We start from the raw sequence: 22,055 nt of genomic DNA, 5'->3' as shown, positions 1-22,055 counted from the left end.
TTCTATCTATCCCCGCGCCAGGCGCGCGTAAACCGCGGCCATCTCCAGTCGAACGGCTAATACTGCCAGTTGCTGCTCGGCGCTGATGGCACCGCCCAACTTCGGCGCAACCGTCGAGCCGGCCGAGCCGCCGGGTCCGTCGGGCACGTCCTCGGCGGCCAGCAGGTACACGTCGTCGAGCCCGGCCGTCCGGGCGGCCACCACCGTCTGTTCGGCGGACAGGGTGAGCGCCAGCACCAGCAGCCGCTGGGGCAGCGGCCCGTCGATCTGTTCGTCGTGGAAGATCGCGTCGGCGGGATCCGGCAGGCCGCCGGGCCCCCCGGCGCGCAGCGCGACGACGGCGTCCGCCAGCCCGCTGGCGGCGACCACCTGATGGGCCACCCGCAGCAGCACCGAGCTGCCGTGCCGGGCCAGCGCCAGCGTGGCGGCGCAGTCGCCGGTCAACGCGACCTGCCGGCCGGCCAGGCGCGCGGCGATGGTCTTGGCCGGGTTGGTGAACAGCTCGCGGGCCGCGCTGTTGCGCAGCGCCTCGGCGTCCAGCTCGTCGGCCAGCGCCCGCAGGTCGATGCTGGGTCGCTGGTCCACCGCCTGCACGACGGCCAGGCCGGCGGCCAGGTAGCGGCACAATCCGAACTCGTCGGGGATCGGGAGCCGCGGGGCCAGCACCGCCGCCCGCCCCGCCGTGGAATCCCGCAGCGGGCCCTCGTACGGCGCGGCGACGACGACGCGCGCCCCGCGGCGCGCCCCGGTGGCGGCCGCGCTGACCAGCGCGGGATCGCCGGGGTCGTCGCCCGCGACCACCAGCACGTCGAGCGGGCCGATCCACGGCGGCACCTCGGCGGTCAGCGCGATCGGCTCGGAGGCGGCACCGGCCACCGTCGCGGCCACCATCGCGCCGGCGGCCTCGGCGGCCCCGCGGCCGGCGACCCAGATCAGGCTGCGCGGCCGGTCGTCGGACCGCAGCGGGTCCAGCGCGCCCTCGTCGACGGCGGCGGCGACGGCGCGCACCTGCGCCCCGGCCGACGAGGCCGAGCGCAGCAGGCCGTCCCGGTCGGCGGCGAGCAGGCCCTCGGTGTCCTCGAGATCGATCGCCCGCACGGCGTTCACGTCGCGGCCTCCGCGGGGGCGGACTGGCCGCGGATCTCGGCGCTGACCTCGGCGACCACCGCGTCGACGTCCTCGGTGCTGCGCGCCTCCACGTTGAGCCGCAGCAGCGGCTCGGTGTTGGAGCTGCGCAGGTTGAACCAGCTGCCGTCGCCGAGGTCTACGGTCACCCCGTCCACGTGGTCGATGGAGTGGATGCGGCTGCCGAAGCACTTGAGCACCGCCTCGGTGCACAGCGCGGCGTCGGACACCGTGAAGTTGATCTCGCCGGACGATTCGTAGCGCTGATAGTCGGCGGTCAACTCCGACAACGGCCGGTCCTGCTCGCCGAGGGCGGCCAGCACGTACAGCGCCGCCAGCATCCCGGAGTCCGCGCCCCAGAAGTCACGGAAGTAATAGTGCGCCGAGTGTTCCCCGCCGAAGATGGCGCCGGTGTCGGCCATCATCGCCTTGATATAGGAGTGCCCGACGCGGGAGCGCAGCGGCGTGCCCCCGCGCTCGGTCACCAACTCCGGCACCGCCCGCGAGGTGATGACGTTGTGGATGATGGTGGCGCCGATCTCCCGGCCCAGTTCCCGCGCGGCCACCAGGCTGGTGACCGTCGACGGCGACACCGGGCGGCCGAGTTCGTCGACGACGAAGCAGCGGTCGGCGTCGCCGTCGAAGGCCAGCCCGATGTCGGCGCCGGTCTCGCGGACGTAGGCCTGCAGGTCCACCAGGTTGGCCGGATCCAGCGGGTTGGCCTCGTGATTGGGAAACGAGCCGTCGAGCTCGAAGTACAACGGCAGCAGGGTGATCGAGTCGATCGCGCCGAGCACGGCGGGCGCGGTGAGACCGGCCATGCCGTTGCCGGCGTCCACGGCGACCCGCAGGGGCCGCAGCCCCGAGGTGTTCACCAGCGAGCGCAGGAACGCGCCGTAGTCGTCGAGCACGTCGCGGTCGGTGACGGTTCCGGGTTGTCCGTCGTAGGGCTCGACCCCGGCGATGACGTCCTCGCTGATCGCGCGCAGGCCGCTCTCGGCGCCGACCGGCTTGGCGGCGGCGCGGCACAGCTTGATGCCGTTGTAGGCCGCCGGGTTGTGGCTCGCGGTGAACATCGCGCCCGGGCAGTCCAGCGACCCCGAGGCGAAGTAGAGCTGATCCGTGGAGGCCAGGCCGATCCGCACCACGTCCAGGCCCTGGCCCAGGACCCCGGCCGCGAAGGCCTCGGCCAGCGCCGGCGAACTGTCCCGCATGTCGTGGCCGATCACCACCCGCCCAGCACCCTCGCCGCGCATCAGCTTGGCGAAGGCCGCCCCCAACGCGGTGACCAGAGGCTCGTCGATCTCCTCGCCGACCAGCCCTCGCACGTCGTACGCCTTGACGACACGATGCACAGTCGCGGCGAGCCGAGACATGCGGGGGCCTCCTGACGCCTTGGAATTGCTTCGTTCCTTCGCCTCTTGGCCGTCAGCCTATCGGCCCGGAGGAAACACGGGACCGCAGTGGTGCGCGGGGATTGCCCGCGACGCCGGAACGGCTAGTCACTGGGGTCGGGCAACACCCGCAGATGCCCGCGGCGCCGGCCGGAACGATGCTCGGGCGGCGCCAGCACACTGCTGCTGGGCGCGGTGGCCTGCGACCCGCCGTGATGGACGAGCGGATCGCCGAAGCCGTCAAATCCGTTGCGAGGCGCGCCGGTGCCGCCGTAGGCCGCGCCGCGCTCGCCGGGAGCGCCCTCGCGCACCGCGTCGGCGAGGGCGACCAGGTCGTCCTCATCGGGATGGGTCGGCTCGGTGAAGAGCGGGCCGGCGTGGCGCACGAGATCCCATCCGCGGGGCGCGGTGATCCGGCCGGCGTGGCCGACGCACAGGTCCCACGAATGCGGTTCCCGCGCGGTCGCGAGTGGGCCGACCACCGCCGTCGAGTCCGAGTAGACGAACGTCAAGGTCGCCACGGCGTAGTGCGGACACCCGGGCCGACAACAGCGACGGGGAACGTTCACGCCGAAAGGCTATCGTGCGCAAACGTCCGGGAAGCGCCGGACACGCGCAACGCCTCGGCGCCCGATGTGCAACCGTTACCATCGGCCCGTGGGCGATTCGCGCAGCTCCCCGCACAGGGGCCGGTCTCCGGGCCGGTTCGCCTCCCACCGGTCGTCGCGGCGGGGCCGCGATGTGCGCGGTCCGCTGCTGCCGCCGACGGTGCCGGGCTGGCGCAGCCGGGCCGAGCGGTTCGACATGGCGGTGCTCGAGGCCTACGAACCGATCGAACGACATTGGCAGGCCCGGCTGGCCGAGTTGGACGTGGCGGTCGACGAGATTCCCCGCATCGCGGCCAAGGATCCCGACAGCGTGCAGTGGCCGCCGGAGGTGATCGCCGACGGGCCGATCCCGCTGGCGCGATTGATCCCGGCCGGCGTCGACGTCCGCGGCAACGCCACGCGGGCACGAATTGTCTTGTTCCGCAAGCCGATTGAACGACGGGCCAAGGACACCGTCGAGCTCGGTGATTTACTGCACGAAATCTTGGTGGCCCAGGTGGCCATCTACCTCGATGTCGAACCGTCGGTCATCGACCCGACGATCGACGACGAATAAACTCCGGCGGCGCGGGCGCGCTAGATGATGCCGCGCTTGAGGCGCCGGCGCTCGCGCTCGGAGAGACCGCCCCAAATGCCGAAGCGCTCGTCGTGCTCCAGGGCGTACTCCAGGCACTCATGACGCACCTCGCACCCCAGGCAGATCTTCTTGGCCTCGCGGGTGGATCCGCCCTTCTCCGGGAAGAAGGCCTCGGGATCCGTTTGGGCGCACAGCGCCCGGTCCTGCCACTGGTCCGCAACGGGCATCGGCATCGGCTCGGGCTCGAATGCGACTGGCGCATCAGGAACCACGGTCAGGTGCGGCCGCGCGGGCAGGGCCGGCGCCGAAGCGATGGGGGTGTGCGGCGTGCTCGCCATGACTCCTCGAAGATGTTCGTAAGACATACGGTCGTCCGCCTCCTCAGTTTGATTGAGAGAGTGAGTGGTTCCCACTTTTCTGATGTGTACAGACAATTCGAACAAGTGATCGAATCTCGGTCTGCGACACCGGAACCGGCCGGCCAACCGGGAAATGACACTGTTGTGATTAGACACGGGTTGACCTGCCGGGTCAAGCATTACGGCGCATTTCCATACCATCTCGTGACCGAATTACGGCGTTTCCGTTGTTTTGCGCATTCGGCGTGTCGATCACACCGCCCGCAACTATGCTTAAGGGCCGCGTAACGGCCCCGACACCGCACGGTCGCCGGGCAGTACTGTCGTCCAAGTGAAGGTCACCGTTCTGGTCGGTGGGGTTGGCGGCGCCCGCTTCCTGCTGGGGGTTCAACAGCTGCTCGGGCTCGGTCAGTTCGAAACGCAACGGCACCCGGATGCGGGAACCAGCAACCACGAACTCAACGCCATCGTCAACATCGGCGACGACGCCTGGATTCATGGACTGCGGGTCTGCCCGGATTTGGACACCTGCATGTACACCTTAGGTGGAGGCGTAGACCCGGAGCGTGGGTGGGGTCACCGCGACGAAACCTGGCACGCCAAAGAGGAATTGGCGCGCTACGGCGTGCAACCGGACTGGTTCGGTCTCGGCGACCGGGATATCGCCACCCACCTGGTGCGCACCCAGATGCTCAACGCCGGCTACCCGCTGTCACAGATCACCACGGCGCTGTGCGACCGCTGGCAACCCGGCGCCCGTCTGCTGCCGGCCAGCGACGACCGCTGCGAGACCCACGTGGTGATCACCGATCCCGACGACGGCAACCGGCGGGCCATCCACTTCCAGGAGTGGTGGGTGCGCTACCGCGCCGACGTGCCCACCCACAGCTTCGCCTTCATCGGCGCCGAAAAGGCCTCCGCCACAAGTGAAGCGGTGGCGGCCATCGCCGACGCCGACGTCATCCTGCTGGCGCCGTCCAATCCGGTGGTGAGCGTCGGCGCCATCCTGGCCGTCCCCGGCATCCGCTCCGCGCTGCGCTCGGCGCGCGCCCCGGTCGTCGGCTACTCGCCGATCATCGGTGGAAAGCCATTGCGCGGCATGGCCGATGCGTGCCTGTCGGTCATCGGGGTCCCATCCACCGCGGAGGCGGTCGGCCGGCACTACGGCGCGCGCCGCGGCACCGGAATCCTCGATTGCTGGCTGGTGCACGAAGGCGATCACGCCGACATCGACGGCGTGGCGGTGACCGCCGTTCCGCTGTTGATGACCGATCCCAAGGCGACGGCCGAGATGGTCGCCGCGGGGCTCGAGCTTGCGGGCGTGACGGCGTGACCGAACACGGCACGGCCGCGGCGATCGAAATCCTGCCCGTCGCGGGGCTGCCCGAATTCCGGCCCGGCGACGACCTGAGCGCGGCGTTGGCCGCGGCCGCCCCCTGGCTGCGCGACGGCGACGTCGTGGTGGTGACGAGCAAGGTGGTGTCCAAGTGCGAGGGCCGGCTGGTGCCGGCGCCGCAGGACGCCGAGGAGCGCGACCAACTCCGCCGCAAACTGGTCGACGACGAGGCGGTGCGGGTGTTGGCGCGCAAGGGGCGCACCCTGATCACCGAGAACCGCATCGGCCTGATCCAGGCCGCCGCGGGCGTGGACGGATCCAACGTGGGCCGCGACGAACTGGCGCTGCTGCCGCTCGACCCGGACGGCAGCGCCGCGGCCCTGCGCGCCGGGCTGGCCCGGCTGCTCGGCGTCGACGTCGCCGTCGTCATCACCGACACCATGGGCCGCGCCTGGCGCAACGGCCAGATCGACGCGGCGGTGGGATCGTCCGGTCTGGCTGTGCTGCACGGCTATTCGGGGTCCGTCGACCGGCACGGCAACGAGCTGGTGGTCACCGAGATCGCGGTCGCCGACGAGGTGGCGGCGGCGGCCGATCTGGTGAAGGGGAAATTGACCGCCATGCCGGTGGCCGTGGTGCGCGGCCTCACGGTGAGCGACGACGGCTCGACCGCGCGGCAGCTGCTACGGCCCGGCGAGGAGGACCTGTTCTGGCTGGGCACCGCCGAGGCCATCGACCTGGGCCGGCGGCAGGCCCAGCTGTTGCGCCGATCGGTGCGCCGGTTCAGCGCCGAGCCGGTGGCGCCCGAGCTGATCGAAGCCGCCGTCGCCGAGGCCCTCACCGCCCCGGCCCCGCACCACACCCGCCCGGTCCGGTTCGTCTGGCTGCGGGCCCGCGACGCCCGGATCCGGTTGCTGGACCGCATGAAAGACAAGTGGCGCGCCGACCTTTCCGGTGACGGCCGGCCCGCCGACTCGGTGGAGCGCCGGGTGGCGCGCGGCCAGATCCTCTACGACGCACCCGAGGTCGTCATCCCGATGCTGGTCCCCGACGGCGCGCACTCCTATCCCGACGCCGCCCGCACCGAGGCCGAGCACACCATGTTCACCGTCGCGGTCGGGGCGGCCGTGCAGGCGCTGCTGGTCGCGCTGGCCGTGCGGGGGGTGGGCAGCTGCTGGATCGGCTCGACGATCTTCGCCGCCGACCTGGTGCGCGCCGAGCTCGAATTGCCCGCCGACTGGGAGCCGTTGGGCGCCATCGCGATCGGCTACCCGGAGGAAACCGCCGGGCCGCGCGACGCGGTGGACCCCGGGGATTTGCTGATCCGCAAGTGAGCGACGTCCGTCGGCGATAATCGGCCCATGAGATTCGCGGGCAAGCCGGCGGCGTCCGCCGACAAGGTCCGCGGCGGCTACTACACGCCCGCGCCGGTGGCCCGGTTCCTGGCCCGCTGGGTCGGCGAAGCCGGCCCGCGCATCGTGGAACCGTCCTGCGGCGACGGCGCGATCCTGCGCGAGCTGGCCGCCCTCGGCGGCGGGGCGCGCGGCGTCGAGCTGGTGCCCGCAGAGGCGGCCAAGGCGCGCCGATTCGCCCCCGTCGACGCCGCGAACCTGTTCGCCTGGCTCCCCGCGGCCGAGCCCGGCGGCTGGGACGGGGTCGCGGGGAATCCGCCCTACATCCGGTTCGGCAACTGGGCGCCCGAGCAGCGCGACCCCGCGCTGGAACTGATGAGGCGCGCGGGTTTGCGGCCGACCCGGCTGACCAACGCGTGGGTGCCCTTCGTGGTGGCGAGCTCGATCCTGGTGCGCGAGGGCGGCCGGGTGGGGCTGGTGCTGCCCGCCGAGTTGCTCCAGGTCTCTTACGCCGCGCAGCTGCGCGAGTTCCTGCTGGGCCGCTTCGCCGACATCACGCTGGTCACGTTCGAGCGCCTGGTCTTCGACGGCATCCTGCAGGAGGTCGTGCTGTTCTGCGGGGTCGCCGGCGCCGGGCCGGCGCGCATCCGCACGGTCCACCTCGCCGGCGCCGACGCGCTCGCGGACGCGGACTTCGACGTCGAGGCGGCTCCCGCGTTGTTGCACGAAAACGAGAAGTGGACCAAGTACTTCCTGGACCCGGCCGCGATCCGGCTGCTGCGCACGCTCAAGCGATCGCCGGCCCTGACCCGGCTCGGGTCGGTCGCCGCGGTGGACGTGGGCATCGTGACGGGCCGCAACAGCTTCTTCACCTTCACCGACGCGCAGGCCCGCGAACTCGGGCTGCTCCCCCACTGCGTCCCGCTCGTGTCGCGCAGCGCGCAGCTGTCCGGACTGGTCTACGACACCGATTGCCGGGCAGGCGATGTCGCGGCCGGGCGACGGACCTGGCTGCTCGACGCGCCGCGCGAGCCGGACGACCCCGCGCTGATCGCACACATCCGGGCCGGTGAGTCCGCCGGCGTGCACCGGGGCTACAAATGCTCGATCCGCAAGCCGTGGTGGACCACGCCGTCGCCGTGGGTCCCGGATCTGTTCCTGCTGCGCCAGATTCACCTGGCGCCGCGCCTGACCGTCAACGCCGCCGCCGCGACGAGCACCGACACCGTGCACCGGCTGCGCCTGAGCGCGGGCTCCGATTTCGAAGACGCGACCGCGCTGGCCGCCGTCTTCCACAACAGCGTGACGTTCGCCTTCGCCGAGATCATCGGCCGCAGCTACGGCGGGGGCATCCTGGAGCTCGAACCCCGCGAAGCCGAGCAGCTGCCCATTCCCCCACCGGCGCTCGCCGGCCCGGGCCTCGCCGGCGACGTCGATGTGTTGTTGAAGGCCAACGAGATCGAGAAGGCGCTCGACCTCGTCGACCGCCACGTGCTGATCGACGGGCTGGGGCTGCGGCCCGAGGCGGTGGCGGACTGCCGCGCGGCCTGGGCGTCGCTGCGGGATCGCCGGAAACGGCGGGGTTCCCGGTGAGCGTGCGGGAGTCGGTGATCGCGTTGCTGACCGATTGGCGGGCGCCCGACGCGGCCCAGGATTCGTTGCGGCACGCGGTGCTGGCCTTCGTGCTCGCCCGACCGGACGCCTGCCGGCGCGAGTGCGTGCCGGGCCACGTCACCGCCTCGGCGCTGGTGGTCGACCACACCGGCGACCGGGTGCTGCTCACCTTGCATCCGCGGGTGGGCCGCTGGGTGCAGCTGGGCGGCCACTGCGACGAAGACGACGGCGACATCGTCGCCGCCGCGCTGCGGGAGGCCACCGAGGAGTCCGGCGTCAGCGGTCTGCGCATCGAGCCCGAGCTGGCCGCCATCCACGTGCACCCGGTCACCTGTTCACTGGGCGTACCCACCCGGCACCTGGACCTGCAGTTCGTGGCCCACGCGCCGCCCGGCGCGCGGATCGCGATCAGCGACGAGTCCGACGATTTGCGGTGGTGGCCCGCCGACGCGCTGCCGGACGGCAGCGACCACGCGCTGGCGTACCTCGTCGCCCGCGCGACGGGCCGAGCGTCACGCTAGCGCGGCCGTCGGCGTCGAGCGCTACGCCAGCGTGACGTTCGAGAGGATGCCGCCTAGACGTCGGACGAGTAGCGGATCCCGCCGTCGGGAATCGAGACGCCGGGCCACACCCGCGCGCCGCGCAGCAGCTCGCAGCGCGCCCCGATGTCGGCGCCGTCGCCGATCACGCCGTCGCGGATCAGCGCCCGCGGCCCGATGCGCGCGCCGAATCCGATGATCGAGCGCTCGATCACGCTGCCGGCCTCGACCTTGACGCCGTCGAAGATCACCGCGCCGTCCAGCCGGACGCCGGGGCCGATCTCGGCGCCCCGCCCGACGACGGTGCCGCCCACCAGCACCGCGCCCGGTGACACCGCGGCGCCGTCGTGCACCAGCTGCTCGCCGCGGTGGCCGTGCAGAGCCGGCGACGACACGATCCCCCGGACCAGGTCGGCCGAGCCCCGGACGAAGTCCTCCGGCGTGCCCATGTCGCGCCAGTAGCTGGCGTCGACGTAGCCGCACACCTTGACGTCCGGATCGGAGAGCAGGGCCGGGAACACCTCGCGTTCCACCGACACCTCGCGGCCCCGAGGGATCCGGTCGATGATGTCGCGGGCGAACACGTAGGTGCCGGCGTTGATCTGGTCGGTCGGCGGGTCCTGCGTCTTCTCCAGGAAGGCGGTGACCCGGCCGTCCTCGTCGGTGGTCACGCAGCCGAAGGCCCGCGGGTCGCCCACCCGCACCAGGTGCAACGTGACGTCGGCCTGCTGGGCCCGGTGGAACTCGATCATCTGGCCGAGGTCGGACCCGGCGAGGACGTCGCCGTTGAACACCATCACGGTGTCGTGCCGCAGGTGCCCGGCGACGTTGGCGATCCCGCCCCCGGTGCCCAGCGGCCGCTCCTCGGTGACGTATTCGATCTGCAGGCCCAGCTTGGACCCGTCGCCGAACTCGGCCTCGAACACCGCGGCCTGGTACGAGGTGCTCAGGATGACGTGCTCGATGCCCGCCGCGGCGATCCTCGACAGCAGGTGGGTCAGAAACGGCAGACCGGCCGTGGGCAGCATGGGCTTGGGCGCGGACAGCGTCAGCGGCCGCAGCCGGGTGCCCTTGCCGCCGACCAGGACCACGGCATCGACCTGGGGGTTAGCCATGTGAGCGCCGCCCTTCCGCCAGTTTGCGTCTCCGGTCGCGCAGCGCGCCGCGCACCATCAGGCGGGAGCGCAGCGCCAGCGAGGCCCGCAGCGTCCACCGCAGCGGCGCCCGCCACCAGCCCGAATGCCGGTCCGCCAGGAACAGGTAGGTGCTCTGGTGGTGTGCCGCCAGGTGGCTGGCCGGGTCGTGCCCGGTGGAGTGGCCCTTGTGGTGCAGCACCTCGGCCGACGGCACGTAGACGCTCAGCCAGCCGGCCCTGCCGAGCCGGTCACCCAGGTCGACGTCCTCCATATACATGAAGTAGCGCTCGTCGAACCCGCCGACCTGGCCGAAGGCCGACCGGCGCACCAGCAGGCACGAGCCCGACAGCCAGCCCACCACCCGCTCGCTGGGCTCCTGCCGTTCCTGGCGGTAGGCCGCCGTCCACGGGTTGCGCTTCCAGAACGGCCCCACGACCGCGTGCATGCCGCCGCGGACCAGGCTGGGCAGGTGGCGCGCCGACGGGTAAACCGAGCCGTCCGGATCGCGGATCAGCGGGCCCAGCGCGCCGGCCCGCGGCCATCGGGCGGCGGCGTCCAGCAGGGCGTCGATGCTGCCCGGCCCCCACTGCACGTCCGGGTTGGCCACGATCACCCAGTCGGCGTCGACGTCCGCCGACTCGGCGAGCTGCGCGACCGCGCGGTTCACCGCGGTGCCGTAGCCGAGGTTGGCCCCGGTGTGGAACAGCCGCACGTTCGGGTACCGCTCGACGGCGGCCTGCGGGGTGCCGTCGGTGGAGCCGTTGTCGGCCATCAGCACGCACACCGGCCGCTCGGTGGCCAGCGACAGCGAGGCCAGGAAGCGCTCGAGGTGTGGGCCCGGTGAGTAGGTCACCGTCACGACCGGCAGAACGTCAGTCACGCGTAGAGGGTAACGGTCGAGCGGCCGCCAGCGCCGCGACAAGCGCAGGGCGCCAGGGTCTTAACGGTCGCAGCCCGGCCGCGGCGGACTGCCGGCCGGACAGCGCGGTGTAGGGCGGGCGCGGCGCCGGCCTGGGGAACTCCGCGGTGCTGACCGGCTGCACCCGCTCCGGGTCGGCGCCGCATTCGGCGAACACCGCGCGCGCCTGCTCGAAGCGGGACACCGCGCCCTCGTTGGCGGCGTGCAGGATGGGCCCGGGCACGTCGTCGTCGATGACCTGCAGCAGCGCGGCGGCCAGGTCGCCCACGTAGGTCGGTGACCCGATCTGGTCGGCGACCACCCGCACCGGGCCGTCACCAGCGGCCAGCCGGCGCATCACGGCGACGAAGTCCTTGCCGGTGCCGCCGGTGTAGACCCACGCGGTGCGCACCACGACCGCCTCGGGCAGCGCCGCCAGCACGGCCCGCTCGCCGGCGAGCTTGCTGCGGGCGTACACGCCCTGCGGGGCGGTCGGGTCGTCGGGCTCGTAGGGGCGCGGCTGCGCGCCGCCGAAGTCGCCGTTGAACACGTAGTCGGTGGAGACGTGGATCAACCGGGCGTCGGCACCGGCGCAAGCCTTGGCCATGTGCTCGGGGCCCTCGGCGTTGACGGCGTAGGCGCCGGCCTCGTCGCTCTCGGCGCCGTCGACGTCGGTGTACGCCGCGCAGTTGATCACCACGTCGCCGCGCTCGATGATCCGCTCGGCGGCGGCCGGGTCGGTGATGTCCCACTCCGACGACGTCAGCGCCAGCACGTCCCGCCCCTGATCGGCCGCCAGCGCGCGCAAATGGGCGCCCAGCTGCCCACCGGCGCCGGCGATCACAATCCTGCTCGACATGGTTTGAGTCTGGCATGCCCGGGAAAGCGCGGGCGAACGCCCGGGGCGCGCGGGGCTTCGCTACCCACGAAGCACGTGTGCCGCAAGTAATCTAGTGGGATGCCTGTGCAACGTGTGGTTCGTGTGATTGCCACTGCGCTCACGCTCGTCGTCGTTCTCGGCACCGGGCTGGCGTGGAGCAACGTCCGCTCGTTCGAGGACGGCATCTTCCACATGTCCGCACCCTCGCTGGGCAAGGGCGGCGACGACGGCGCGATCGACATCCTGCTGGTGGGCCTCGACAGCCGCACCGACGCCCACGGCAACCCGCTGTCCGCCGACGAGCTGGCCTCGCTGCGGGTCGGCGACGAGGAGGCGACCAACACCGACACGATCATCCTGATCCGCATCCCCAACAACGGGAAGTCGGCGACCGCCATCTCGATCCCCCGCGACTCCTACGTCGCCGCGCCGGGCCTGGGCAAGACGAAGATCAACGGCGTCTACGGCCAGGCCCGCGAGGCCAAGCGCACCAGCCTGGTCAAGGCCGGCGACTCGGCCGCGGACGCCGCGGCACAGGGCACCGAGGCCGGGCGCGAGGCGCTGATCAAGACCGTCGCCGACCTCACCGGCGTCACCGTCGACCACTACGCCGAGATCGGCCTGCTCGGCTTCTCCCTGATCACCGACGCGCTGGGCGGCGTTGACGTCTGCCTCAAAGAGCCGGTGTTCGAACCGCTTTCGGGCGCCGACTTCCCGGCCGGCCAGCAGCGGCTCGACGGGCCGGAGGCGCTCAGCTTCGTCCGGCAGCGCCACGAGCTGCCGCGCGGCGACCTGGACCGGGTGGTGCGTCAGCAGGTGGTGATGGCCTCGCTGGCCCACCGCGTCATCTCCGGCAAGACGCTGTCCAGCCCCACCACGCTCAAGCGGCTGGAGGCGGCCGTGCAGCGCTCGGTGGTGATCTCGTCGGGCTGGGACGTGATGGACTTCGTCCAGCAGATGCAGAAGCTGGCCGGCGGCAACGTCGCGTTCGCCACCATCCCGGTGCTCGACGGCGCCGGGTGGAGCGACGACGGCATGCAAAGCGTGGTGCGGGTGGACCCGCACCAGGTCGCCGACTGGGTCAGCGGGCTGCTGCACGAGCAGGAGCAGGGCAAGACCGATGAGATCGCCTACACCCCGGCCAAGACCACCGCCAGCGTGGTCAACGACACCGACATCAACGGGCTGGCGTCGGCGGTCTCACAGGTGTTGACCGCCAAGGGATTTGGCGCGGGCACGGTCGGCAACAACGACGGCGGCCACGTCAAGGGCAGCCAGGTGCGCGCCGCCAAGGCCGACGACCTGGGCGCCCAGGAGGTGGCCAAGGAGCTGGGCGGGTTGCCGGTGGTCGCGGATCCGTCGCTGGCGCCGGGCTCGGTGCGGGTGGTGCTGGGCAACGACTACAGCGGGCCGGGCTCGGGGCTTTCCGGCACCGGCTCGGTGATGCCGGCCCGGGTGTCCAACGTCGGTTCGGTGGCGGCCGACCCGAACGTCCCCGCGCCGTCGCCGATCCTGACGGCCGGCTCCGACAAGCCCGAGTGCATCAACTGAGCACGCTCTCCGCCGCGATCCTCGACCCGATGCTGCGGGCCGACCCGGTGGGCCCGCGTATCACCTACTACGACGACGCGACCGGCGAGCGCATCGAGTTGTCGGCGGTGACGCTGGCCAACTGGGCCGCCAAGACCGGCAACCTGTTGCGCGACGAACTGGGCGCCGGGCCGGGCAGCCGGGTCGCGATCCTGCTGCCGGCGCACTGGCAGACCGCGGCCGTGCTGTTCGGGGTGTGGTGGATCGGCGCCGAGGCGGTCCTCGGCGCGCACGGCCCGCCCGACGTCGCGCTGTGCACCGCCGACCGGCTGGACGAGGCGGACGAGCTGGGCGCCGCCGAGGTGGCGGTGCTGTCGCTGGATCCGTTCGGGCGCCCCGCCGGCGACCTGCCGATCGGCGTCACCGACTACGCCACGGCCGTGCGGGTGCACGGCGACCAGATCGTTCCCGAGGGCCGGCCCGGGCCCGCGCTCGACGGGCGATCGGTCGACGAGGTCCTGGCCGCGTGCCAAAGTTATTCCACTGCAAGGGAATTGGCGGCCACCGACCGTGTTCTGTCCACCGCCGCGTGGTCGCAACCCGACGACCTGGTGGACGGCCTGCTGGCGATACTGGCCGCCGGCGGGTCGCTGGTACAGGTGGCCAATCCCGACGCGTCGGCGCTGGCGCGCCGGATCGAGACGGAGAAGGTCACCAAGACGCTGTAGCCCGCCGATTCATATTGATATCGCTATATTTCAATGTTAACGTCGAGCGAGCATCAGCTGACGCGGCGACGATACGGAGGTCCGGGCAAATGGCGGGGTACGCGCTCTTGGCGAAGGCGGCATCGACGGTGGTCACCGGCCTGGTCGGCGTGACGGCCTACGAGGTGGTGCGCAAGGGGTTGGCCAAGGCGCCGCTGCACGAGACCGCGGTGTCGGCGGCGGAGCTGGGGCTGCGTGGAACCCGCAAGGCCGAGGAGGCCGCCGAGTCGGCGCGGCTGAAGCTCGCCGACGTGATGGCCGAAGCCCGCGAACGCATCGGCGAGGAGGCGCCCACACCGGCCGTCGCGGACGTCCACCAGCACGACCACTGATCTTTCGCGGACATGCCCGCCCACCTGGCCGTGGTGCCCGACATCGCCACGAATGACGCCGCGCTGCGGGTCATTTCGGACGCCGCCGGGCGCATGCGGGTCTCCGTCGAATGGTTGCGGGGCGATTCGCGCCGCGCGGTGGCCGTCGAGGAGGGGGTCGCCGCGCAGGACGGCGTGCGCGTGGTGCATGCCTACCCGCGCACCGGTTCCGTCGTCGTCTGGTATTCGCCCCTTCGCTGCGACCGCGCCGCGGTGCTGGCCGCGATCGGCTCCGCCGCCCACGTCGCGGCGGAGCTGATCCCGGCGCGCGCGCCGCATTCGTCGGAGATCCGCAACACCGACGTGTTGCGGATGGTCGTCGGCGGCGCGGCGCTGGCCCTGCTCGGCGTGCGGCGCTACGTGTTCGCCCGGCCGCCGCTGCTCGGCCCGAACGGCCGAGTGCTGGCCACCGGGGTCACGATCTTCACCGGCTACCCGTTCCTGCGCGGCGCCCTGCGCTCGCTGCGTTCGGGGCGCGCCGGCACCGACGCCCTGGTGTCGGCGGCGACGGTGGCGAGCCTGGTGCTGCGGGAGAACGTGGTGGCCCTGACCGTGCTGTGGCTGCTCAACATCGGCGAATACCTGCAGGACCTCACCCTGCGCCGCACCCGGCGGGCCATCTCGGAGCTGCTGCGCGGCAGCCAGGACACCGCGTGGATCCGGCTGGCCGACGGCCAGGAGGTGCAGGTCCCCATCGACAGCGTGCAGATCGGCGACGAGGTGATCATCCACGACCACGTCGCGATACCGGTCGACGGCGAGGTGGTTGACGGCGACGCGATCGTGAACCAGTCCGCGATCACCGGCGAGAACCTGCCCGTTTCGGTGATGGTCGGCGCGCACGTGCACGCCGGATCGGTCGTGGTGCGCGGCCGGCTGGTGGTGCGCGCCCAAGCCGTCGGCAACCAGACCGCGATCGGGCGCATCATCACCCGGGTGGAGGAGGCCCAACACGACCGCGCGCCCATCCAGACCGTCGGCGAAAACTTCTCCCGCCGTTTCGTTCCCACCTCGTTCGTCGTCTCGGCCCTGACCCTGGCGGTCACCGGCGACGTGCGCCGCGCGATGACGATGCTGCTGATCGCGTGCCCCTGCGCGGTGGGCCTGTCCACGCCGACGGCGATCAGCGCCGCGATCGGCAACGGCGCGCGCCGCGGCATCCTGATCAAGGGCGGATCCCACCTCGAACAGGCCGGCCGGGTGGACGCCATCGTGTTCGACAAGACCGGCACGCTGACCGTCGGCCGTCCGGTGGTCACCAACATCATTGCCCTGCACAAGGATTGGGAGCCCGAGGGGGTGCTGGCGTACGCGGCCAGCTCGGAGATCCACTCCCGCCATCCGCTGGCCGAGGCGGTGATCCGGTCGACCGAGGAGCGGCACATCACCATCCCGCCGCACGAGGAGTGCGAGGTGCTGGTGGGCCTGGGCATGCGCACCTGGGCCGACGGCCGCACCCTGCTGCTGGGCAGCCCCGGGCTGTTGCGCGCCGAGAAGGTGCGGGTGTCGAAGAAGGCGTCGGAGTGGGTGGACAAGCTGCGCCGGCAGGCCGAGACCCCGCTGCTGCTCGCCGTCGACGGCAAGCTGGTGGGGCTGATCAGCCTGCGCGACGAGGTGCGGCCCGAGGCCGTCGAGGTGCTGAAGCGCTTGCGGGACAGCGGAATTCGCAGGATCGTGATGCTCACCGGGGACCATCCCGACATCGCCCGGGTGGTCGCCGAGGAGCTGGGGATCGACGAGTGGCGCGCCGAGGTGATGCCCGAGGACAAGCTCGAGGTGGTGCGCTCGCTGCAGAACGACGGCCACGTGGTCGGCATGGTCGGTGACGGCATCAACGACGCCCCGGCCTTGGCGGCCGCCGACATCGGGATCGCCATGGGGCTGGCCGGAACCGACGTCGCCGTGGAGACCGCCGACGTGGCGCTGGCCAACGACGACCTGCATCGGCTGCTCGACGTGCGGGACCTGGGCGCCCGCGCGGTGGACGTCATCCGGGAGAACTACGGCATGTCGATCGCCGTCAACGCCGCCGGGCTGATCATCGGCGCCGGCGGCGCGCTGTCCCCCGTGCTGGCCGCCATCCTGCACAACGCGTCGTCGGTCGCGGTGGTGGCCAACAGTTCCCGACTGATTCGGTATCGGTTGGATTAGCAGCAGCACGCGTGGCCGCGCCAGGCGCGCACGCCCTGCCAGGCCGCGACGCCGGCGATGCCCAGCCCGACCGCCGGGTCGATCCACCACCCGCCGGACCACAGCGCCGTCGCCGCCAGCCCGACGAGCACCCCGGCCGCCTGGGCGGCGCACAGGTAGTTCTGGATCCCCTCGGCCTCGGTGGCGCCGGAGTCCAGCCGCGCGCCCAGCCGGCGGTTGGCCCGGCCCAGCATCGGCATCACCAGCAACCCGGCGGCCGCGAGCGCGATGCCGATCGGCGACGCCTCGGGATGGCGCTCGCCGATCAGCTCGCGGATCGACTCGGCGGCGATGTAGGGGGCGGTCAGCCAGAACGACACCGCCACGCCGCGCTGCGCGTGCCGCTCGGCGTGGGCGGAGAAGGTCCGCGCGCCGCTGAACCGCCACACCACCATCGCGCTGGCCAGCGCCTCGGACACCCCGCCAAGGGCCCACCCGGTCAGCGCCACCGACCCCACGGCGAGGCCCTGCCACAGGCCGATGCCGCCCTCGACGAGCACCGCGACCAGGCTGACCCACGCCAGGCGCCGGGCCCAATCGGCGTCGCGCCGCCACCCGGCGTCCCGCGTCGCGGCGACGGTGCATTCATCGGCGACGGCGGGGAACGTGGTCATCTGCGCGAGGCTAGCGGCGATCGGCCGCGCCCGCGCGCCCTGACACGAGGTGGTAACACAACCGTGTCAAAGGCCCCCTGAATCGGCTGCCGGCCGACACGGGTTACCTTTGCAGCGCACCACGGCACGGAAGGCCACCCATGGCAAACAGCACCCCCGCCAAGCCACTTGACGGATTCCGGGTACTCGATTTCACCCAGAACATCGCCGGGCCGCTGGCCGGGCAGGTGCTGGCCGACCTGGGCGCCGAGGTGATCAAGGTCGAGGCGCCGCTGGGCGAGGCGGCCCGGCAGATCACCGCGGTCCTGCCCGGGCGCCCGCCGCTGCCCACGCTGTTTCTGCCCCACAACCGGGGCAAGAAGTCGGTGGCGGTGGACCTCACCGACGACGAGGCCAAGCAGCAGATCCTGCGGCTGGTCGACACCGCCGACGTCGTGCTGGAGGGTTTTCGCCCCGGCGTGATGGAGCGCATGGGCCTGGGCCCCGACGACTTGCGGGCCCGCAACCCCCGGCTCATCTACGCGCGCCTGTCGGCCTACGGCGGCAACGGCCCGCACGGCAGCAGGCCCGGCGTCGACCTGATGGTCGCCTCGGAGTCGGGCATGTCCACCGGCATGCCGACGCCCACCGGCAAGCCGCAGATCATCCCGTTCCAGCTCGTCGACGCTTCCAGCGGTCACGTGCTGGCCCAGGCGGTGCTGGCCGCCCTGCTCAATCGCGAACGCCACGGGGTGGCCGACGTGGTGCGGGTCGCCATGTACGACGTCGCGGTGAACCTGCAGGCCAGCCAGCTCACCATCCATTTGAACAAGCCCAGCGCGGCGCCCAAGCCGGACGCCGCGCCAAAAGCCAAGAAACGCAAGGGGGTTGGCTTCGCCACCCAACCGTCCGACGCGTTCAAGGCCGCCGACGGCTACCTCGTGATCAGCGCGTACGTGCCCAAGCACTGGGCGAAGCTGTGCGAGCTCATCGGCCGGCCGGACCTGCTGACCGACGAGCGGTTCGTCGACCAGCGTTCGCGCGCAATGAATTACCCCGAGTTGACCGACGAGCTCGAGTCGGCGCTGGCGGCCAAGACGGCGGCGGAATGGGTGGCGCTGCTTCAGGAAGGCGGCCTGATGGCCTGCCTGGCGTACACCTGGAAGCAGGTGGTCGACACCCCGCTGTTCGCCGAGAACGAGCTGGCGTTGCGGGTGGGCAGCGGCGACGACGCGATCACGGTGGTCCGCATGCCCGCGCGCTATTCGAGCTTCGACGCGGTGGCCACCGATCCCCCGCCCGCGCCGGGGCAGCACAACGACGAGTTCCTCACCGCGCCGCAGGCGGCGCCGTAAGCCGTCACAGGCTGGGCAGGCGCACCACCTGAACGAAGAACTCGTCGATCTGCCGGACCGCCTTCATGAACTGGTCCAGGTCAACGGGTTTGGTCACGTACGCGTTTGCGTGCAGCTTGTAGCTGCGCAGGATGTCCTCCTCGGCCGAGGACGTGGTGAGCACCACCACCGGGATGCGGGCCAGGTCCGGGTCCGACTTGATCTTCTCCAGCAGCTGGCGGCCGTCGTACTTGGGCAGGTTCAGGTCAAGCAGGATGAGGTCGGGCCGCGGCGCGTCCTCGAACTGGCCGCGTCGATAGAGGTAGTCGAGGCCCTCCTCGCCGTCGTGCGCGACGTGCAGCCGGTTCTTGAGCTTGTTGTGCTCGAACGCTTCTCGCGTGATGAGCTCGTCTCCCGGGTCGTCTTCGACGAGCAGGATGTCGATGGCTCTACCGTCGGATGTCACTGATGCGCTCCTTCCAAAGCGTCTGAGTCTGCTTGCTCGGCGACTGCGGGCATGGGGAGGGTGAACTCGAACCGGGTGCCGTCGGTGCGGGTGGTGTCGATCCGGATCGTGCCGCCATGGTGCTCGACGATCTTCTTGACCAGCGCGAGCCCGACGCCGGTCCCGGCGTACACGTCGCGGCCGTGCAGGCGCTGGAAGATGACGAAGACCTTGTCGGCGAATTCCTCGGGGATGCCGATGCCGTTGTCCGACACGCTGATCACCCATTCGCCGTCGCGACTGCCGGTGCCGGCTTCGCATTCGATGACGACGCGTGGCCGGCGATCCTTGTGCCGGAACTTCACCGCGTTGCCAATGAGGTTCTGCCACAACATGGTCAGCAGCATCGGGTCGCCCTTGATCTGCGGAAGACGCTCCGGGCGCACGATTTCGGCGTCCGACTCCTCGATCGCAGTGGCCAGATTGGCGATGCCGGAATCCAGCGTCGTGTCGAGTTCCACGTCGGCTTCCGTGGTGCCCAGCCGGCCCACGCGCGAGAAGGTGAGCAGATCGTTGATCAGCGCCTGCATCCGTTTGGCGCCGTCCACCGCGAAGCCGATGTATTCGATGCCGCGCTCGTCGAGCTGGTCGCCGTAGCGGCGCTCCAGCAGCTGGCAGAACGAGGCGACCTTGCGCAGCGGCTCCTGCAGGTCGTGCGACGCGACGTAGGCGAATTGCTCGAGTTCGGTGTTGGACCTTCGCAGTTCGGCGGCCTGCTCATCCAACTGCGCCTGGGCCGCACGCGATACGTCCAGTTCCTCGACCATCCGCTTGCGCATGTTCTCCACGTCGAGCGCCATGTCGCGAACGTCCTTGGGCCGCTTGGGCGGCGCGATGTTCTCCTCGAAATTGCCGTTGGTGATCCGCCGGCACGCCGCGGCCAGCGCCGCGAGCGGTCGGGCGACGGTGTCCCGGATCAAGAATCCCAGCAGGGCGGCGGTGACGAAGAACAACAGCACCATCGCGAAGAGCGCCCGGTCGCGCCACGCGTCGGTGCGTTTGAGGTCGCCGGCCGCGGCCGCCCGCGCCGCGGACAGGTTGGCATTCTGCTTGTCGAAAAGCGTTCGCAGATGGTCGAATTGGGCCTTGCCGCGTTCCGCGGACGGTTTGTTCGTGACGTTCTTGCCGTTGGGGATCACGTCGGCGATCACCGGTTCGGCATAGCTTGCGCGCCAGTTGCCCGCGGCGTTCTCGATCGCGTCCAGGTCGCCGATGAGGTCGGGCCGCTGACCCAGCCGTCGCCGGATCTCTTCCGCCGCGGCCTGTTCGGCGTGCTGCCCGTCGTAGTACGGGGTCAGAAACTGCCGATCCCCGGCGATCAGATAGCCACGGATGCCCGTCTCCTGGTCGCGCAACGCGGCCTGCAGCTCGAAGGCCGCCACCCGCGCAGGCTGGATGTTGTCGACGAGCTGGTGCGTCATGTCGTCGGTGCGGTTCAGCAGCAGCGCACCGACGACCGCGCCGGCCAGCACCATCACACCCATGCTGATCAGCACGACGGCCTGCCACCCGCGCACGGTGAGCTCCGAGAGACGCAGGCCGCGCAACGTCGCGGTCACGCGGTGGTCCTTTCGATCCGCAGCACGGCGATGTCGTCGGTGAGCCCGCCGTGGGACTGGGCGAGCCCCTGGGCGCCGTCGATCAACGCGTCGACGAACTCCGGGCCGGGCTTGTCCGCGTGCGCCCGGGCCAGCTCGAGCAGGCCGTCCTCGCCGAGGCGTTGGTTGCCGCGTCCGGCATAGCCCTCGAACAGCCCGTCCGTCAGCAGCAGCAGGCCCTGCCCCGCCGGCAGGTCCATCTCGTAGCGGGGCCAGTCGTCGGCGCGCAGCCCCAGCGCCGGGCCCCCCGGCGGCTCCACCCATTCGACGGTCCCGTCGCGCTGCAACAGCATCGCCGGGTGGCCGGCACGGATGGCGGTGATGCGCGGGCCATCGGCCGGGATCTCCAGGCCGAGCACCGTCGCGAAAACCCCTGTGCCCGTTCGCTCGGAGTGCAGCACCCGCTCCAGCTGACGCATCAGTTCCACGCCGTGCACGCCGGCGAGGGTGAGCGCGCGAAATGCGATCCGCAGCGCCGCGCCGAGCGCGGCCTCGTGCGGCCCGTGGCCGGCGACGTCGCCGATCAGGACGTGGACCACCCGGTCGGGCGTCTGGACGACGTCGTAGAAGTCGCCACAGAGCAACGCATTCTCCCGGCTGGGCCGGTACCGGGCGACGATGTCGACCCCGGGGTGGTCCAGCAGCAGGGGCGAGGGCAGCAGGCCGCGTTCCAGCAACGCGTTCTCGCGGGCACGCAGCTGGGTCGCGTGTAGGTCGGCGGCGATCAGCTCCGCGCGCTTGCGCTCGATCGCGTACAGCAGCGCCCGGCGCAGCATCTCGGGCTCGACGCGGCCCTTGACCAGGTAGTCCTGCGCACCCGCCGCGACCGCGGAGGCTCCGAAGTACTCGTCGTTCAGCCCGGTCAGCACGACGATCGGGACGGTGGCATCGCGCTGCGCGATGCGGTCCAGCGCGTCGATGCCGTTGGCGTCGGGCAGGTGCAGGTCCAGCAGCACGCAGTCGGGGCGGGCGGACGCCAGCTCGCGCTCGGCGTGCGCCATCGACTGCGCCCACACCACCCGGATGTCGGCCAGCGCGTCGGCGATCAGTTCCTCCACCAGCAGGGCGTCGGCACGGTCATCCTCGACCAGCAGCAACGACAGGGACTGCCAACTCGCCGCCGGCGTCACGGGAGCGCCCGCGGGCATCAAATCCCGGTCACCCGTCGACGCGCAAAGGAAGTCGCGCTGTTCACTTCGACCCCCCTGGCTGCGGAACGACCCATCTGGACGACTCTACGGTGGCCGTACGGCCCGAGAGCGGTTAACCGCCGGAGATCCTATAGGTCAACGCAGCAACGCCCGCGACATGACCACCCGCTGAATCTGGTCTGTCTCTTATACACATCT

At 71.4% G+C, this 22,055-nt stretch carries 21 protein-coding genes; 10 read left to right on the top strand and 11 right to left on the bottom strand.

All coding sequences use genetic code 11. From position 1 onward, the window contains the following. Positions 1–6: 6 nt before the first annotated feature. The 3 genes from WU80_RS01520 to WU80_RS01510 form a co-directional block, all read right to left on the bottom strand. The gene (locus WU80_RS01520) at positions 7–1,107 is read right to left on the bottom strand and encodes a hypothetical protein (protein ID WP_055399102.1); all 1,101 of its coding nucleotides are present in this window, start codon (positions 1,105–1,107) and stop codon (positions 7–9) included. Further along, positions 1,104–2,501 carry a phosphomannomutase/phosphoglucomutase gene (locus WU80_RS01515; protein WP_055399104.1) on the bottom strand — a complete coding sequence of 466 codons (1,398 nt, stop codon included), beginning with the start codon at positions 2,499–2,501 and terminating at the stop codon, positions 1,104–1,106. Before WU80_RS01515 ends, WU80_RS01520 begins: the two co-directional genes overlap by 4 nt. Before the next feature lie 122 nt (positions 2,502–2,623). Beyond that, entirely contained in the window at positions 2,624–3,088 is a 465-nt protein-coding gene (locus tag WU80_RS01510) for a DUF3499 domain-containing protein (protein WP_082459688.1), read from the bottom strand. A gap of 172 nt (positions 3,089–3,260) precedes the next feature. On the opposite strand from WU80_RS01510, the gene WU80_RS01505 reads away from it, so the two are divergent. Then, positions 3,261–3,683: a metallopeptidase family protein gene (locus WU80_RS01505; RefSeq protein ID WP_047322002.1), complete on the top strand. Its 423-nt coding sequence runs from the start codon at positions 3,261–3,263 to the stop codon at positions 3,681–3,683. Positions 3,684–3,703: 20 nt separating this feature from the next. Here the strand turns inward: WU80_RS01505 and WU80_RS01500 are convergent, their stop codons facing one another. Beyond that, a complete protein-coding gene (locus WU80_RS01500; RefSeq protein WP_055399109.1) occupies positions 3,704–4,042 on the bottom strand; it encodes a WhiB family transcriptional regulator in 339 nt (112 codons plus the stop codon). Between the two features lie 352 nt (positions 4,043–4,394). On the opposite strand from WU80_RS01500, the gene cofD reads away from it, so the two are divergent. Genes cofD through WU80_RS01480 form a run of 4 tightly spaced genes read left to right on the top strand, consistent with a single transcriptional unit; the run spans position 4,395 to position 8,886 of the window. Further along, entirely contained in the window at positions 4,395–5,396 is a 1,002-nt protein-coding gene (gene cofD, locus WU80_RS01495; protein ID WP_055399111.1) for a 2-phospho-L-lactate transferase, read from the top strand. Beyond that, a complete protein-coding gene (locus WU80_RS01490; protein WP_055399113.1) occupies positions 5,393–6,733 on the top strand; it encodes a coenzyme F420-0:L-glutamate ligase in 1,341 nt (446 codons plus the stop codon). Before cofD ends, WU80_RS01490 begins: the two co-directional genes overlap by 4 nt. Positions 6,734–6,760: 27 nt before the next feature. After that, complete coding sequence (locus WU80_RS01485; protein ID WP_055399115.1) at positions 6,761–8,344, top strand: class I SAM-dependent methyltransferase; 1,584 nt, start codon at positions 6,761–6,763, stop codon at positions 8,342–8,344. Beyond that, positions 8,341–8,886: an NUDIX hydrolase gene (locus tag WU80_RS01480; RefSeq protein WP_055399117.1), complete on the top strand. Its 546-nt coding sequence runs from the start codon at positions 8,341–8,343 to the stop codon at positions 8,884–8,886. The genes WU80_RS01485 and WU80_RS01480 overlap by 4 nt, the downstream gene beginning before the upstream one ends. A gap of 53 nt (positions 8,887–8,939) precedes the next feature. Here WU80_RS01480 and WU80_RS01475 read toward each other — a convergent pair whose 3' ends face one another. The 3 genes from WU80_RS01475 to rfbD are packed head-to-tail and all read right to left on the bottom strand — an operon-like array spanning position 8,940 to position 11,797. After that, the gene (locus tag WU80_RS01475; RefSeq protein WP_055399119.1) at positions 8,940–10,019 is read right to left on the bottom strand and encodes a sugar phosphate nucleotidyltransferase; all 1,080 of its coding nucleotides are present in this window, start codon (positions 10,017–10,019) and stop codon (positions 8,940–8,942) included. Then, a complete protein-coding gene (locus tag WU80_RS01470) occupies positions 10,012–10,920 on the bottom strand; it encodes a glycosyltransferase family 2 protein (RefSeq protein WP_055399121.1) in 909 nt (302 codons plus the stop codon). Before WU80_RS01470 ends, WU80_RS01475 begins: the two co-directional genes overlap by 8 nt. After that, on the bottom strand, positions 10,913–11,797 hold the full coding sequence (gene rfbD, locus WU80_RS01465; protein WP_055399123.1) for a dTDP-4-dehydrorhamnose reductase: 885 nt from the start codon (positions 11,795–11,797) through the stop codon (positions 10,913–10,915). The genes WU80_RS01470 and rfbD overlap by 8 nt, the downstream gene beginning before the upstream one ends. Before the next feature lie 99 nt (positions 11,798–11,896). Here rfbD and WU80_RS01460 point away from each other — a divergent pair, with 99 nt between their 5' ends. The 4 genes from WU80_RS01460 (at position 11,897) to ctpC (ending at position 16,637) form a co-directional block, all read left to right on the top strand. After that, positions 11,897–13,369: an LCP family protein gene (locus WU80_RS01460; RefSeq protein WP_055399125.1), complete on the top strand. Its 1,473-nt coding sequence runs from the start codon at positions 11,897–11,899 to the stop codon at positions 13,367–13,369. Then, positions 13,357–14,076, top strand: a complete 720-nt coding sequence (locus WU80_RS01455; protein ID WP_197281013.1) for a TIGR03089 family protein — start codon at positions 13,357–13,359, stop codon at positions 14,074–14,076. The genes WU80_RS01460 and WU80_RS01455 overlap by 13 nt, the downstream gene beginning before the upstream one ends. A gap of 89 nt (positions 14,077–14,165) precedes the next feature. Beyond that, a complete protein-coding gene (locus tag WU80_RS01450; protein WP_055399127.1) occupies positions 14,166–14,447 on the top strand; it encodes a DUF1490 family protein in 282 nt (93 codons plus the stop codon). A 12-nt stretch (positions 14,448–14,459) separates the two neighbouring features. Continuing rightward, positions 14,460–16,637, top strand: coding sequence for a manganese-exporting P-type ATPase CtpC (gene ctpC, locus WU80_RS01445; RefSeq protein WP_055399130.1), 2,178 nt, complete (start codon positions 14,460–14,462; stop codon positions 16,635–16,637). Here ctpC and WU80_RS01440 read toward each other — a convergent pair. Beyond that, the gene (locus WU80_RS01440; protein WP_055399133.1) at positions 16,634–17,290 is read right to left on the bottom strand and encodes a cation transporter; all 657 of its coding nucleotides are present in this window, start codon (positions 17,288–17,290) and stop codon (positions 16,634–16,636) included. The genes ctpC and WU80_RS01440 overlap by 4 nt on opposite strands. Positions 17,291–17,430: 140 nt before the next feature. On the opposite strand from WU80_RS01440, the gene WU80_RS01435 reads away from it, so the two are divergent. Next, positions 17,431–18,624: a CoA transferase gene (locus WU80_RS01435; RefSeq protein WP_055405718.1), complete on the top strand. Its 1,194-nt coding sequence runs from the start codon at positions 17,431–17,433 to the stop codon at positions 18,622–18,624. Between the two features lie 4 nt (positions 18,625–18,628). Here the strand turns inward: WU80_RS01435 and WU80_RS01430 are convergent, their stop codons facing one another. From WU80_RS01430 to WU80_RS01420, 3 genes are all read right to left on the bottom strand, one after another. Beyond that, entirely contained in the window at positions 18,629–19,069 is a 441-nt protein-coding gene (locus WU80_RS01430; protein ID WP_055399136.1) for a response regulator, read from the bottom strand. Then, the gene (locus tag WU80_RS01425; protein ID WP_369808478.1) at positions 19,066–20,592 is read right to left on the bottom strand and encodes a CHASE3 domain-containing protein; all 1,527 of its coding nucleotides are present in this window, start codon (positions 20,590–20,592) and stop codon (positions 19,066–19,068) included. The genes WU80_RS01430 and WU80_RS01425 overlap by 4 nt, the downstream gene beginning before the upstream one ends. Before the next feature lie 71 nt (positions 20,593–20,663). Next, positions 20,664–21,854 (bottom strand): PP2C family protein-serine/threonine phosphatase, encoded by a 1,191-nt coding sequence (locus WU80_RS01420; RefSeq protein ID WP_055399139.1) that lies wholly within the window; start codon positions 21,852–21,854, stop codon positions 20,664–20,666. Positions 21,855–22,055: the final 201 nt, after the last annotated feature.

Origin of the sequence: Mycobacterium sp. UM_11 (assembly GCF_001414075.1) — a bacterium.
In the GTDB taxonomy this organism is placed as follows: Bacteria; Actinomycetota; Actinomycetes; order Mycobacteriales; family Mycobacteriaceae; genus Mycobacterium.
This window is presented reverse-complemented; position numbering and strand designations above follow the sequence as displayed.